The sequence below is a fragment of the Brevibacterium sp. SMBL_HHYL_HB1 genome (assembly GCF_018208375.1).
GTDB classification, from domain to species: Bacteria; Actinomycetota; Actinomycetes; order Actinomycetales; family Brevibacteriaceae; genus Brevibacterium; species Brevibacterium intestinavium.
This window is the reverse complement of the sequence record NZ_CP062936.1, coordinates 2,414,929-2,430,222: the sequence shown is the minus strand read 5'-3', so window position 1 is coordinate 2,430,222 and position 15,294 is coordinate 2,414,929. Positions and strand designations below refer to the sequence as shown.

At 60.6% G+C, this 15,294-nt stretch carries 12 protein-coding genes; all 12 read left to right on the top strand.

What is annotated here, in order from left to right:
- The first annotated feature begins 231 nt into the window (after positions 1-231).
- The 12 genes from IG171_RS11260 to IG171_RS11205 all read left to right on the top strand — a co-directional run bounded on the left by IG171_RS11260 (position 232) and on the right by IG171_RS11205 (position 15,171).
- Positions 232-540 carry a hypothetical protein gene (locus tag IG171_RS11260; RefSeq protein WP_212127542.1) on the top strand — a complete coding sequence of 103 codons (309 nt, stop codon included), beginning with the start codon at positions 232-234 and terminating at the stop codon, positions 538-540.
- Positions 530-1,402, top strand: coding sequence for a hypothetical protein (locus tag IG171_RS11255; RefSeq protein ID WP_212127541.1), 873 nt, complete (start codon positions 530-532; stop codon positions 1,400-1,402). Before IG171_RS11260 ends, IG171_RS11255 begins: the two co-directional genes overlap by 11 nt.
- A gap of 27 nt (positions 1,403-1,429) precedes the next feature.
- Positions 1,430-2,005 carry a hypothetical protein gene (locus IG171_RS11250; protein ID WP_212127539.1) on the top strand — a complete coding sequence of 192 codons (576 nt, stop codon included), beginning with the start codon at positions 1,430-1,432 and terminating at the stop codon, positions 2,003-2,005.
- Between the two features lie 27 nt (positions 2,006-2,032).
- On the top strand, positions 2,033-2,395 hold the full coding sequence (locus IG171_RS11245) for a hypothetical protein (RefSeq protein ID WP_212127538.1): 363 nt from the start codon (positions 2,033-2,035) through the stop codon (positions 2,393-2,395).
- Positions 2,396-2,984: 589 nt separating this feature from the next.
- Complete coding sequence (locus IG171_RS11240) at positions 2,985-3,551, top strand: single-stranded DNA-binding protein (RefSeq protein WP_212127536.1); 567 nt, start codon at positions 2,985-2,987, stop codon at positions 3,549-3,551.
- A gap of 18 nt (positions 3,552-3,569) precedes the next feature.
- Positions 3,570-4,919 carry a hypothetical protein gene (locus IG171_RS11235; RefSeq protein ID WP_212127535.1) on the top strand — a complete coding sequence of 450 codons (1,350 nt, stop codon included), beginning with the start codon at positions 3,570-3,572 and terminating at the stop codon, positions 4,917-4,919.
- A 6-nt stretch (positions 4,920-4,925) separates the two neighbouring features.
- Complete coding sequence (locus tag IG171_RS11230; protein WP_212127534.1) at positions 4,926-5,723, top strand: site-specific DNA-methyltransferase; 798 nt, start codon at positions 4,926-4,928, stop codon at positions 5,721-5,723.
- A 24-nt stretch (positions 5,724-5,747) separates the two neighbouring features.
- The gene (locus tag IG171_RS11225; protein ID WP_212127532.1) at positions 5,748-7,154 is read left to right on the top strand and encodes a hypothetical protein; all 1,407 of its coding nucleotides are present in this window, start codon (positions 5,748-5,750) and stop codon (positions 7,152-7,154) included.
- A gap of 6 nt (positions 7,155-7,160) precedes the next feature.
- Positions 7,161-7,970: a hypothetical protein gene (locus IG171_RS11220; protein ID WP_212127530.1), complete on the top strand. Its 810-nt coding sequence runs from the start codon at positions 7,161-7,163 to the stop codon at positions 7,968-7,970.
- A 19-nt stretch (positions 7,971-7,989) separates the two neighbouring features.
- The gene (locus IG171_RS11215; protein ID WP_212127529.1) at positions 7,990-8,982 is read left to right on the top strand and encodes a hypothetical protein; all 993 of its coding nucleotides are present in this window, start codon (positions 7,990-7,992) and stop codon (positions 8,980-8,982) included.
- Between the two features lie 148 nt (positions 8,983-9,130).
- Positions 9,131-9,499 (top strand): hypothetical protein, encoded by a 369-nt coding sequence (locus tag IG171_RS11210; RefSeq protein ID WP_212127528.1) that lies wholly within the window; start codon positions 9,131-9,133, stop codon positions 9,497-9,499.
- Positions 9,500-9,543: 44 nt separating this feature from the next.
- The gene (locus tag IG171_RS11205) at positions 9,544-15,171 is read left to right on the top strand and encodes a helicase-related protein (protein WP_212127526.1); all 5,628 of its coding nucleotides are present in this window, start codon (positions 9,544-9,546) and stop codon (positions 15,169-15,171) included.
- The last annotated feature ends 123 nt before the right edge of the window (positions 15,172-15,294 follow it).

Here is a 15,294-nt window from a genome sequence, read left to right as displayed (position 1 = left end):
GTCGTATGACGGTGTGGTCGAGAATGCTGATGGTTCGTGGACGGCGAGAGAGGCCGACGAGGACCTGATGCCGTTATGTCGGGCCCACCACCAAGCGGTGCACCGGCTGATGGATCGCAAGCGAGACTTCTACGGATGGGATCGGCGCCGAGCAACGCTCGTGATCGTTGCCTACCTCCGTTCGAGAAGGGAAAAGAAGTGAAAGCAGAATCAGTAAGTGGAGGATCCACGATGAGCGCGAGCAGTGATGCGAAGCCGATGCTATGTGAGGTGTGCGGACGGTTCGCCGAACTCGAGTGGCACTCCATCAGCGCTGACTATGACACCACGATCGAGTGCGCGGCGTCGCTGGGATCGGGCGGACCCGGGTATTGGTTGTGCTCGGACCTGTGCCACTCGACGGCACATGAACTGATGAAAGATGAAACTGGCGACGGGCGTTCGGCGAAAGTGATCGGGGCAATGGTGCATCGCTTGGCCGAGGCAGTGTCAGTGAAGGCCCGGAAGTATCACAAGAAGGGACGGACCCATGGTCGATGAACCCGAAACCCCACCGGAATCTGAAGAAGATGTGGATCCCAGCGACCTTGATGCTCTGCTGGCGAAGATCACGGACCCGGAGCAGGTCTATGGCAGCACCCAGAACTCGTCCTACGTTGACCCCGGGCTGATGGGTTTAGCGGAGGACACCGCGTACCCAGAATGGCTGGGACTGCGGTGGCGCGACATCCCTGTCGAACTCCAGCAGGATGCTTGGGTGGGGCTGCGCCGCTGGGTCGATTGGCTGATCGCAGAGTTCAAAATCACTAAAGCTGTGATTCCTCCGTGCTGGTTCCGTCACTCAGAAATCGTTGCCGAACTCCATGCGGCGATGAACCTGGAATGGAAGGCGTGGGAAGAGGGCGCTCCGACGGTGAATCCGATGTGGATGTGGCTGCCGCAATTGCAGGCCATGATCATGCGTCTGCGCGGTTTTGTCGGCGAGCTCGGCGGGTGCGGCGAGGGGGAGCACCACGAACCCGAACTGGTCAAGCGAGATTATGACGAAGATCTGTGGGAACAAACAGCGTTCACTCGCACTGAGACGAAGACGTTGGACCGGCCGGAGAACGCTGGAGAGGCGACGTACGTGCGGGTGCGGGTTGTCGATGACAACGGTGAGATCGTCAGCGAGTCGAACGTCGGCGGTGCCGGGGCGAGGCGAAAGGCTCGCGGAGAGTCAGCGGCTGTGCTCACTGGCGATGGTGTGCCTGGTGGGTCGGATGCCGTGTTGAAGACGACGGTGAAGCAGGTGCCGGAGGTCGTGGAGCTGGTGTGGGAGAAGGCCGACTCCCAAGACGGTCCATGGACCGGACTCGATGACGAGGATGAGAACGAAGAGCAGCCGCCCGCGGACCTGTGAGTGGCCAAGGTGAGGAAGGAAGAAGTCATGGTGACAGAGAATGATTTCGTAGCCGCTGAGGCCGCTAAGGCCAGGGCCAACGATGAGTTCGATTCGGCTAATGCCCGAGCTGATCGGGCGCAGGGAGCGTTGGGACGGTTGCAGTGCCGGTTTTCATGGAGGCCTAATGGCTTCCGGTCCGGATGGCCTGTGCTGCGGTGTGGACGTCCGGCCGGTCACGAGGGGACTCACGATGCACGGTTCTATCTGGAAGAGGACCAGGCTGAGGAGTTTGCGGACGCAGTCGACGAATGGGTGTTCGCAGCTGTCGCTGCTGATAAGGCCGCCACGCGACTGTTGGAAACATGGAGCGCGGTCGAACGGCTGGAGCGTCCGGAAGTCACTGACGAAGCCTGCAGCGAAGAAGAGCTGGACAGAATCCTGGAGTCAATGGAGGCTATGGAGCGGAGGGAATGGGAAGAGTCACGGCACTGCGAAGGAGCCGAGGTCGTTGACGAGTTTGCTCAGTATCCGTTGGACGGGTTCTGGGATCCACGATGGGGTAGCTCGTTGAGTGAAACCGAAGCTGATGAGCGCGAAGAGCAGCCGCCGTCGCACCGGTGAATGGCTGAGGTGAGGAGGGAAGAAGTCATGGTGTCAGAGAAGGAATTCGCCGAAGCTGTGAGAGATTTCCACTTGGCTGTCAATGCCGTTCGACAGGCCAAAGTGGAGGTCGACGAAGCTCGATTGGCGTTAGAACAGATGCAATGCCTCAAGGAGTTCCAACTCGTAGTTCCGGATGCTGAGGGGGTGGATTACGCGTTCTTGCTGACTCTGTGCGGGCTGCAAAAGGGGCATGAGGGGCCACACGGTGAAGAGCCTATGACACCCGAATACGAGGAAGCGGTCATCCTCGGCGAGAGCCAGACAATCCGAAAGGACACAGGCTGGCTCCGGGGAATGGACCGACAATCGCGTCTGATCCGGGCCAATGGAGGTAGGCCGTGGATGTGAGCTCGATAGTCCAGCCTGATTGAGCGAGTGAAACCGGTGATGATGAGCACGAAGAGCAGCCGCCGGCTGTGCTGTGATCGACGAAAGAGGTGAGGGCAGATGTTGAATGTTCCGGAAGTATTTGAGCACCGTCTGGGGTCGTGTGTGCGTACTGAAATCAAGGTCGCTGACGAAGATGGTGGATCCTCGATGGTCGAGGATCTAGACGGGAACGAGATCTGCTGGATTTTCGAGTTCTCCGATGGGTGGAATCGCAATACCCCGTTGGCGAACCATCCGCAGGGCAGGTACGAGAGCTTCAGAGCTGCGTTGGATGCCCACGTGGCCGCGATTGATGCATCCGGTGGCGTTCAGACTGATGAGTTGTTCTGGATGGGTGGGGGAATGCCTCGGTGGAGTTCGCCAGGGGGCTGATCATCTGCGGGCGCGGATAGAAGAAAGCGGTGGCCTGATTACACAGGTCGCCGCTTTCACCGTGTTTACGGTGTTTGGGGTGGAAATGTTTGTCACTCGAAGAGACATACCTGCTGGTGGGTACTCCTGGTGAGTCGCAATGAATGCGGACTCACGATTAAGGAGAGTGACCACGATGGCCGAGAAGAGAACCGTCAAAGCATATGTCGCAAGCGATCCCGAGCTGATCAAAACCCCAGAAGGGAAGTCGTTCGCGGCGTTCCCTGTGGTGGAGAACAAACGGTATAAGGATCCGGACACTCAGGAATGGAAGGATGCGAAAGCCACTCGGTACGAAGTCACGGTCGACCAGCCGAAGTTACGTGACAACGTTCTCGCCTCGCTCGAAAGGGGCCAGCGCGTCAGTGTCGAGGGCAACTATGTGCCCAAGCCGTACATCGACAAGAACGGAGAGCAACGGGTCGGGCACAAGATCTACGCCCACGATGTGTCTGCCAGCTACATGCACGAATCACAAGGACGCGGTGGTGTAGCAGTGGGACGGGATGAAGAAGTCGGGTATAGCCGCGCGCCCGAGGCTCAGGACATGGCTCGCGCGGCTGCTGGACACGGCTGGGGTCAGAACCCGGACCCGTACCCGGAGCATTCGCAGCAGTTCGCTGACCGTGGCCAGCCAGTCCACCAGCAGTACTCACCACCCCCGCCGCCTGACAACGCACCGGATGCCGGGCTAGGACGGTGACCGAGGGTGGCTACTGATATGGCCGACGAGCCGTGGGATGTCGACGCCCAGTTCAGACAAATCCAGGCTGATCTGCACGAGGAATTGGTTACTGCTGCCGACGCGCAGGTGAGGCGAATCCGTAGAGGAGTTGTTGCAAGCCTGGCCAATGCGCACGAAAAGTTGATGGAGAGGCCCGCATGTGAACGCGACGTGCTCGACGATCAACTGCGCTATGAACTCCGCACCTTTGTGCCGGACAGGGCAGCTTATGCAAGTGACCATTACCGGAGAGCCGCGGCGTCTGCTGAAGTTGAATCAGTACAGCAGGAGATGAATGCGCGCGCGGCACACGTGAGGGCTTTCAGCGAATCGATCGTTAATGCTGCTGAGGACCGTAGGCCATGGCTGGCTGCCATGTCGGTGACAACCGCCGAGGTCGTCAGTCCCGAGAAGCTTCCCGAGCTTCGTGAGACCCAGGAATGGGGCCTGATGCAGCAGGCCAGCATCGAAGCCACCGTGTCCTGCATGCCACCGTCGCCGAAAGGCTGGACGGCCGCCGACGGAGCAGGAATCAAACGGTTGGAAGAACAGCATGCAGATGTGGCTGCGTGGTTGGCTGTTGACCGGCTTTCAGCGTCGGAACGGTCGTCTGACGAACCAACTGGGCATCAGCTGCGGGAAGCAGTAGGACAGCGTCTCAAGGTGAGCTGTCAACGCACCGATACCAGTCAGTCGACGATGGACAGGGCGTTCTCTAAAGCCTACGAATTCGACACGCGCAATGTGGCGATGGAATCGTTCGGCGTGACCGAGGGTGGCGACCTCGAGGAAGAGGCTTTTGTTCCTGTGCCTGACCAAGACGGGCTGTCACCGACGAGTGACTGGTGGGCATTGCGCAATGGTGTTCCGGTCGAGATTGATTCGTTCCCAGCTCCGAACGAGTCTGTTCAACAGCACGCAGATGTGCGATTCAAGCTCCCCCGGCAGGTGTGGGAGGCAAGCCGCGATTACATGGGACCGGCGTTCGACCACGTCGTAATCGAGGGCGAGAACGACGTCGACGTGACCGTCAGCGCAACACAGCGTGTCGAACTGCGAGAGCGAGCCGAGGACGTGCAGTTCACATCGGTGTATAACGCGCAAGAACGCATCGAGCTCATACAGAACGACGACGACTACGGCCTCGACGGTGGCGAGGCTGTACAGCAGGTGGAGAAGCTGCGCAACGATGCCGAACGGGTGGCGTACCACTGCAGTGTCGTTGTGGGTGCACTCAACTCAGCCAAACCGGTGACCATGCATAACAGTGCCCCCGCACCGTCGGTGGAACCGTATCTGGTTGCTCCTCCGACAGAGGCGAATGTCGGTGTCGAGCTGGACCGGTGATCGAGGATGGATGCCTACTACGAAGACGACGAGGTGATGATCTACCACGGCGACTGTGCTGAGATCCTTCCCCAGTTGCCCAACGCAGATCACATCATCACCGACCCGCCTTATGGCGAGCACATTCACGCCAATGCGCGTTCGGGTCGAATGAGAGCAGCAAATGACCGTGGAGGCCGCTACGGTGCCGATGTACGCCGCACTGTCGATTTGGGCTTCGACCATCTCGACGAAGATCTGAGGCGGTGGTGCGCTGCGGAATTTGCACGCCTTGCCGGGCGGTGGGTGCTCGTGTTCTCCGACGTCGAATCCGATCACCTATGGCGATCCGACCTGACAGAGGCCGGGTTGGACTATGTGCGTACAGGGGCGTGGGTGAAGCTCGGAGCGACACCACAGTTCTCCGGGGACCGTCCCGCAACTGGCTTCGAGGCAATCACAATCGCGCATCCGAAAGGGCGAAAGAAGTGGAACGGAGGCGGCAAGCACGCCGTATGGTCGTTCCCCATCGTGCTTGATCGCGGCCGGACAGGCGCACGGCTCCACACCACGCAGAAGCCCCAGGAGCTCATGCATACACTCCTGGCGCAGTTCACTGACCCCGGAGAGACAGTCCTTGACCCCTTCGCCGGGTCGGGGACGACGCTGGCGGCTGCACGAATGCTCGGACGAAAAGCAATCGGCATTGAAGCGAATGAACGCTACTGCGAGGTGATGGCCCGGCGTTTCGGCCAAGGAGTGCTCCCGCTGGCAGAGGTCAGCGATGCCCCCACTATGGGCGGAATTGCCCGTCTGAGTGCCTGAGACAACACGAGAAAGAGGACGACCATGAACACCATCGAGCTAGAACAGTTGCACAATGAACTTGCGGCCGCACCTCCCGGAACGGCGATGCGGTTGGGTGTTGAAGGCAATACCCCGGATGATGTCACGTTGCGGTGGGAACGCTGGGGTGAACTTGCCGACTATGAACAGCGGCTGCACCGACAAGCGCGAGACGCTGGAGAGCACACGCGTCCGGGGATCTTCGGTCTCGACGCGGTCGGTTACGCCTATGGAGACCTCGACCGGCTCGACAACGGCGGGGTCTTGGCCTATCAGATGGAAGACCACCTAGAAACAGGCCACGGGGAGATATCGCCAGAGATTCTTGAACGAGTCGTCGATGACGCGATCGTGGACGCGCGAAACCCGGACAGAAGCGTGCGGGTGCCTGGGCGCGACGAAGCAGCGCTGTGGTGGGAAGACGTCCGAGGCGAGTATCAGGCTGGCCGAGAGTCCGGGACCGGTCCTTTGGAACTGGTCGAAGCCGATGAAGCCGTAGCGTTGTTACGCAGACGTATCGTTGACGCACTCGTTCATGGGCAGGCACTGGCGGAGAATCCGACACGGCGGGCCGAGGCCGAACGGTACATCAAGCGTGAAATCGCCATGGCTCGTGAACAGGTCGAGCTCGCAACGAGAAAGTACACGGCAGCGGCCAAAGATTTCCAAGTAACGAGAGACCGGGAGACTACCCCGGAGTCGCTTCGCGAGTTGTTCCAAGTCAACAAGCAGGTCGCCGCGAGTAGAGCAGCCGCTCTGACTGCGTACTCAGTGGCGCTGGAGCGGGCGGCACGTCGAACGACACCATTCATGGCGTGCCTGCGCCGGAGTCTGAGTGAACGGTTCCCTCATGAGGACCGAGAGATTCTCGCGACGAAGGCAGGCAGGCTGACCGAACAGTCCAGTGTCGAGGCGGCCCTGCGTTTGACGCCCAAAGATCCAATGAACTGGTATCCCGACCAGGACGGGATGATCAAACAGATCCACCGGTATATCGACACCGCCCAGGAGCGTGACCGCCTGGATTGGGACGAAATGGTCGATCGGCGTCATCTGCCACGCACCCCCAGCTTGAGGGGGCAAGGATTGGCGATGGCTTGCTATGACGTCATCAGTAAGGAGCAGAAGGATCTCAGCGACCGGTGGAGGAAGCTGTCCTCGGTTGAGCGGTCGATGATCGACGACCGTGGAGTCAACAGCGCCCGCGCCCACGACTATTCGATAGGGGTCGGGCTTCCCGCAATGCCCGCACTCACAGTGGCAGATCAGGCCAGAGAAGCCGGCGACGGCCTGAGCGTGCAGAAATCACTGGTCGATCAGGCTGCCGATCCGGCGAGTGTCTACTCTGTGGCACCACCAGAAGTCGAGGTTGAGGTCGAGACTTCGACAGCGTACGAGATGTGGGAGTGACCGGTCGTGGCTGCCGATGAGATGAACGAAGTGCGTGAGCGAATGAGCCTGCGGGTGCGCCTGGTGAGGCAGTTGGGACAACGAGTGACGCAGTCACCGGAGACCCAGCTTGAGTATATGGAGGACATGCAGAAACTTCTGACTGGTCAGGCGAGAGACGCAGAAGTGGCGGCGAACAACCTCGCGGAGCAGGCACCGGCAGAGGCGGCAGTGATGGAACGCTACGGCGATGCACTCGTGGCGGCGAAGGACCCCGTTACTGGCGGTCAGGATTGGGCGATCGTGAAACGGGCAATGCAGGCGGAACTCCCGGCACAGGCGGTCAAGCAGCTTGAGACCAGTCAGAGCATGTATGTGACGAAGGCCGCGAGTCGTGAGGCGGCGTTGATGTCTTGGATACCGACGGCTGAACCATCCCAGGTCGAGACAGCACTGAATCGGTACTGGGATGCACACGAACAACAGGAACAAGCATGCACTATCGACCTGGGCGATTCCGGTCAAAAGTATGACCGGTCACGCCTGGTGTCCCAGGCGTGGAGGGCCGTGTCCAACGACGCCGACCTGTCCGCACGTGCCCGGACACGGTTCGAACAGAACAGTGCCCTGATGGACGAGCCCGAGTCTCCGACCGGTCAGCTCGCGGCACGAATGATGACCGTTGACCGGGCGTCCGGGGTCAGCCAAACCCGGGCTTGGGATGAGCACATGGGCCGTGACCGGACACCAGCGGCCGCCGTTACCGGGCCAAGCCTGGACATGATGACCGGTCACACGGTGACCGGTCAGGGGCCGGACACCGGTCTTGACCGTTGACGCCGAGAGGGTGAGGAACATGAGCGAGAACAATCAGACATATGGTGATGGGCTATCGGCAGCGTGGATCCAAGCCGATAAGCAGGTGCGTCAGATTCGTAATGAAGTCACGCGTGCGATGCAGGATGCTTATCGCAAGGCGGCACAGCCGTCCTTGAGAGCGGAGGCGGAAGCAGAACTCAAAGCCACTCTGAAATCGTTGGACAGTCCAATCAACGAGGCACGACGTAGCTATGAAGCAGCGCAGCAAGAGCACTTCAAGAGGTCGATGGAAACCAGGCAGTACCAGACCCGTAACCTCACGGGGCAGTCGGTGCCGGAGGCGATCAGCCAAGAACGCGCGAGAGCTGAACTGGCGTCGGCTCGAGCGGAGTCGCTGAGAGCGTTCTCAGCGGCGGCGCAGGCGGCGAGTCGACCCGAGACACCGTTTGCCACAGGAGTCACGCGGTCGTTGCGCGAACGGATGCCCGAGCAGGTGGAAAGCATCATGAACACACGGGCCGGGAAGCTAACTGTGGATGCGAGCGTGGAGCAAGCGCTAGTGCTTACACCCAACGAACCAGTGGCGTGGAACCCCAAAGGAGCCGAGGACGTCTCGCGTGCGAAGCAATACTTGCAGTCGCAGTTGCGCCTGGCCGATTTAGATCGAGGAACCAAGCAGAACCAGGTGGTTATGTCTGGGCATCGTGGAGCCGGACTTGCCGTCGAGAGCTATGCGGCAATGACGACAGAGCAACGAGGGATCGCTCAAGCATGGGTAAGCACCTCACGCGTGCAACGTGAAGCGGTGGACTCGCGCCAGAAGCTCAACAGCGCAGCGGCTGAAACATATGCCGCGGAGAACGGCCTGCCCTTGATGCCTGCCGTGGACCCGTCAGCGACCAATGCTGGAGAGGTTCAGAAGACGATGCTGAAAGAAGCACACAGCCATAGCCGGAGAACAGGTGCTGTGCCCATCTACGGACCGTCTGCGGTGAGCGCTTCGGAGACTGCAGTCGGAATGGATCGCTGATTCGCAACAACAAAAATCAATCTTGCACTATTCGTATATGTGTTCTAATCTGTGAGGTAAGGCAGAATGGCGAAAAATGAGTTTGACGATGCTGAGGGTCTGTTTGACCTCATCTTTTCGGACGACGCATCGGAACAGCCGGTGCTCAGTGTCAAACAGGAACTGGTGTCAGAGCCACGAGCTGAGAGTGCAGGAGCAGGTGAGGAAGATGGCCGAGGGCAAGAGGATTCGGGAGTACGTGGAGAGGTTCGCGCCAAGCAGGGCCGCGGCGATCCAGAACCCGACGGAACACTATTCGGCGATATTCGAGGAATACGTGAGCCGACGCAGCCAGGTGATCGCGGCGCTGGAGCCGGAGGGCGAGCAGCCGAGCGCGGAAGAGCGGGCGAATCCGCTGCTGCTGATCGGAAAGAGTCGGGCGAATCGGCGGCAAGCCGAGGAGATCGCGTGGCAGGAGGTCGTTCTCGACCGGTATCCACCGGAAGTCGACGAGAGCGGCAGTCCACTGGACGACTGAGGCTGAGCGACTTCCTCGAGTCGGACAATATCGAGGTGGTGTCCGTGACCGGCGACGATGTGCGTCCGGTCACGGACACCGGTCATGACCGGACAGGGCCGGACACAACACCGGACACTGCTGGGCCGAGGTTCGTCGTTGACCGGGACAAAGAGCATGTGCCCTCGGGGCCGAAAGCACGGTTTCAGGCGAATCTGGCCGCGATTGACCGTGTCCGGGAGCTGACCGAGTCAGGTCGGGCGGTGACCGGTCAGGATCAGGAAGTGCTGTCCGGGTGGTCCTCGTGGGGGGCTGTGGCCGATGTCTTCGACGAGGCGAAGGACAGTTGGTCGAGCGAGCGTGACCAGCTGCGGCAGGTGCTGACCGACGATGAGTGGGAAGCGGCACGGGCAACGACGCTCAACGCTCACTTCACCTCGCCGGCCATCGTCGCCGAAATGTGGTCCTCACTGGAGCGTCTGGGAGTCGCCGAGGGCCGTGTCCTCGAACCTGGGTGCGGATCCGGTAACTTTATCGGCTCGGCACCAGAGTCCATGAGCATGGTCGGTGTGGAACTCGATCCACTGTCAGCGCAGATCGCCTCGTATCTGTATCCGCACGCCGATGTGCGCAATGAATCGTTCGGCAAGACCCTGATTCGGCCGAACCAGTTCGATGCCGCGATTGCCAACGTCCCGTTCGGCAACTTTCCTGTCTTCGACCCGTCATGGAATCCGGGTGAACGGTTCTCCATCCACAATCACTTCATTCGCAAAGCCGTGGGTGGACTCCACGAGGGCGGTGTCGCGGTGATGATGACGTCGGCGTACACCATGGATGCGAAGAATCCCGCGTTCAGGGCAGAGATCGGCCGCGAGGCCGACTTCCTGGGTGCGGTGCGATTGCCGACCGGGGCACACCGACGTACCGCGGGCACCGAAGTTGTCACCGATGTGCTCGTGTTCCGCAAACGCCTCCCCGGTGAAGAACCGACCCCGGAGACGCTGCGGTGGGTGAAGACGCAACCGACGAATCTGGGTGAAGCCGGTGCACGGCCATTGATGAATCGGTATTTCCACGACCATCCAGAGAACATTCTGGGTGAGCTGGAGGCGAGCACGTTCCGGGATTCGCAGATCAACGTGCGCGCCGAAAACCTGGAGCAGGTGCCGCAGCTGTTGCGGCAGCGTTTGACCGCAATCGTCGATGCGGCCAACGAACGCGGGCGCGGGTATGTGGCTCCCACAGCGGAGATGCTGGCCGAGCGTGAGCGTGAGGCTCCCGTCGAACTGGCTGAGGGCCAGTGGCCGGGAACGATTGTCGAGACGGAGCCGGGTCAGTTTGTGCGCGTCGTCGACGGCGAGAACGTGGACGTGAAGGTGCCGAAGAATGCCATGGCCGAGGTCCGTTCGCTGGTGGATCTTCGAGACCGCGCCAGTGCCCTCGTCGAGGGCCAGGTGGCCACACCAGTTGATACTGAGGAACTGGTGGCGCTGCGTGAAGACACACGGGCCGTGTGGGCCAAGCACGTCGCGAAGTTCGGGCCGATCAACCGCCACAGAACGGGATGGAAGACCGAAACGGTCGACAATGAGGACACCGGAGAGAAAGAAAAGGTCCGGGTCCAAGTTCGGAAAGACCCGAAATCGGCCCAGATCATGCGGGACGATCCGCTGTGGTCGCTGACGAAAGCCTTGGAGACCTACAACGAGGAGACCGGGGAGGCGGTCGCGGCTGACATTTTGCACCAGCGCACCGTCGAGCAGAATCGGCCCTTGCTGGGTGCGGACACGGCAGAAGAAGCACTGGGACTGTGCCTGGATGCCAAGGGCAAGGCCGAGATCGGTCGGATCGCGAATCTGCTGGGCACAGATGAAGTGACTGCTCGCGAAGAGCTCGGCGATCTCGTGTTCGACGATCCGACCAGTGGGCAATTGGTGACCCGTGCGGAGTACCTGTCGGGCAACGTGCGGCGGAAGCTGGCCGAGGCCGAACAATCAGTCGAGGATGACGGCCGCTATACGGTCAATGTCGAGGCCCTGAAGGCGGTGATCCCCGACGATATTCCGATTGAGGACATCACCCCGACGATCGGGGCTGTGTGGATTCCGGCGTCCGATCATGAGGCGTTCTTGCAAGAAATAGCCGGTGACCGGTGGGCGACCGTGCACAAGGCCGGCGCGGGCTATTGGGATGTGAAGTTCGGATATGCCGGTGCACGCCAGTCGGTGCAGGCCACCACCGAGTGGGGAACGTCGAGGATGCCGGTCTATGACATCTACCGGCACCTGCTTACCGGTGCGGAGATCCAGGTCATGGACACCATGGAGGATAAGTCCCGTGTCCTCAACCCGACCGAGACCGAGGCCGCACGGGCCAAGGCTGAGGAGATTGCCGAACGGTTCGAGGATTGGGTGTTTGCCGATCCTGCGCGGGCCGAACGGCTCAGTGCCGATTACAACCGGCGTTTCAACGCACTCGTGCCCCGCGATTACACCCCCGAGGCCGAGCGTCTGACGTTCCCCGGTCTGGTTGATGATTGGGTGCCGAAGCCGCATCAGCGCACGGCGGTGGCGAGAATGATCGCGGAGCCGGCGGTGGGGCTGTTCCATGTCGTGGGTGCGGGCAAGACCGGGGCGGCTGTGATGGGGATGATGGAGCTGAAACGCCGCGGTCTGGTCACCAAGCCTGCCGTGCTGGTTCCGGGACACATGCTGGAGCAGTTCACCCGCGAGTGGCAGGAGATGTACCCCAATGCTCGTCTGCTTGCTGCCGGAAGTGATGATCTGGCGGTGAAGAAGGGCAGTCTTGCTGGGCGCCGGGAGTTCGTGGCGAAGGCGGCCACCGGTGACTGGGACGGCATCATCATGACGCATTCGTCGTTCAAGATGTTGGGAGTGAAGCCGGAGACTGCGAAGAGCTATTTCCGTGACATCACTGCTGAGCTCGATGAGGCCAAAGCGGCGATGGAAGCGTCGACGGAGAGTGAAACGAACCGGACCGTTAAGCAGATCGAGGGTGCGAAGAAGAAGCAGGAAGCCCGGTTGGAGAAGATTCTCGCAGCTGCTGATGAGACGAACCTGACGTTCGAGGCCACGGGTATCGACTACCTGACCGTTGATGAGGCTCACGAGTTTAAGAATCTGCACACTCCCACGTCGATTGCCGGTGCCTTCATCGAAGGCTCCGAGAAGGCCACCGACATGGAGCTGAAGATCAACTATCTGCGCCAGACCTACGGTGAGCGGGTTGTCACGATGGCCACGGGCACCCCGATTGCCAACAGCATCAGCGAAGCCCACGTCATGACACGGTATCTGCGGCCTGACCTGTTGGAAGAGGCCGGAGTCCGCGCGTTCGATCAATGGGGGTCAACGTTCGGTGAGACGGTGACCCGCGTCGAACGCGACGCTGCGGGCCGGTTGAAGCAGCGGACCAGGTTCGCGAAGTTCAAGAACGTCCCGGAAATGCTGTCATCGTGGCAGCAGTTCGCCGATGTGAAGCGTGCCGAGGATCTGGACCTGCCGGTGCCCGAACAGGTGGTCAACTCCAATGGTGACCGACGCCCCGAGATGGTCGTCATCCCCCGCACGGAGGCACACGCACAGTACATGGAGTACCTCGAGGGCCGGCTGGATAAGCTGTCGGGTCGACCGGAGAAGGGTGAGGACAACCACCTGACCGTGTATAACGACGGTAGGCAGGTGGCTTTGGACCCTCGCATGGTCGGTCTCGAGTTCAGCGGCGATGTGAAGCTGAACTACGTGACTCGACGGATCGCGCAGATCTGGCGAGAGAACCGGGACAACGAATACCTGGTCCCCGGCACAAGTGATGTGTCGGAGAACAAGGGTGGCCTGCAGTTGGTGTTCTGTGACTTGTCGATGCCGACTGATGATGAGTGGAATGCCTACGATCAGATGAAGTCCGATCTGGCGGCCAAGCACGGGATGGACCGGTCGCGGATCCGGTTCATCCACGAGGCCAAGGACGATGAGAAGCGGGCGAATCTGTTCCGGGACGCGCGCGAGGGTCGTATCGACGTGCTCATCGGTTCAAGCCAGAAGATGGGCACCGGAGCCAATATCCAGAATCGTGCGGTGGCGATGCACCATGTTGATTGCCCATGGCGGCCCGATCAGCTGGAACAGCGTGAGGGACGGATCCTGCGGCAGGGCAACGAGAACAGTGAAGTCCAGATCTACCGGTACGCGACGGAGAACACGTTCGACAGCACTTCCTGGGACATCATCGGGCGGAAAGCCACTGCGATCGCTCAGGTGATGCGGGGCCGGCTCGATGTCAGGGAGCTCGACGATCCCGGCGATCTGGCGCTGGATGCGCAGCAGATGATGGCCGGATCCTCAGGAAACCCGCTGCTCGTCGAACGCACCGAGGTCGATGTGACCGTACAGAAGCTGTCGCGACGGGCACGCGGTCATGACAAGGCGCAGGCGGCGTTGAAGTTCCGCCGAAGTTCCGCTGAACAGCGGCTCGGGGAGATCAAGCGGATCCTGCCTGCCGTCGAAGAGGCACTGACACGGCGAATCGACACCCAAAGTGATCGTTTCCGAGCACGGGTCGCTGGTGTTGAGTACGACAATCGTGGAGAAGCCTCTGAGGCGATCTATTCGCACATCGAGGGGTTCACCCGGCCTGGTGGCGGGTTGATCAATGGGGAGGGCAACCGCATTGAGATTGGTGGGTTCTTCGTCAACGTTGACTTCCGGCACGATTACGCTACGGGTCGACGAGTCCTCCTGACCTTGGAGGACACCGGGGCGTTGCCCGAATCGGTGCAGGTGGAGATTGATTTCGACGCCATTCTGGATCCGCAGAGTTCGGCTCCGCGGAATGTCGCGCAACTGCTGGAGAACAAGGTCACTGGCCTGGACAAGGTCAGAGACCGACTCGTGGCGAACCAGAACGAGGCAGAGCAGACGCTGGAGGTTGTTGGTGAGCAGTTGGGCAAGCCGTTCAAACACGCCGAAGAGCTGGCAGCGGCCAAGGCGAAGCTGGATGACATCGACGCGAAGATCAAGGAGGTGCAGGAGGCTGAGGACCGCAAGAAGCGAGAGCCGGGACCAGAAACGAATGGAGACGAGGCCGAGACCGGATATTCAGTGACGACGGTCGCGGTGACACCGACGCGATCCGGGGTGAGTGTGAGCGAACCGGAGACCGTCGAATACACGCATGAGGGGCAACGACTGGCCAGCGTACCCGAGGCGACGGCGAACGAGGCAGAGTCCGAAGCGGCCGCGCACGCTCAGAACTCACGTATGGGACAGTCGCAGCGACTGGGTGACGAAGCGAAGAGGATCACGCGCGAGGTCGAGGAACGGTCCGCGGCCGCGGTTGAGCGTGTGCGGCGTGATGCCACGGAGAAGCACAAACTTTCTCCCGCGTTGAGCGTCTACCGGTTTGAACTAGAACGGGTGGCTAAAATGTGCTCGACTGGGTTGGAAGCATTCTCGGCCGCATTGGAAACAGCAGAAAGCTCAGCCCACGTGGACGACCTGAAATCCCACGAAGCACTTTTGATCGATGCTCACGGCAAAATCAAGCAGCTTCAGGAGAACCTAAAGGGCGTCGAGGCACACGTCACCCATTCTCCAGGCGCGCCGGTCTCACCCGAGGTCTATTCTCCACCTGCACCCCAGCCGGCAGGAGCGATGCCTGATGTTGAGTGAGAGTTCCGAGGAAACGGATCGTGTCATGGGCCACCGGTACGATCGCGTCAAAACCAGAATGAAAGCACCGAAGACGTGAGAAATGAAAGCATTGATGTGGCCGAATTTGTCTGATGGAGAAGT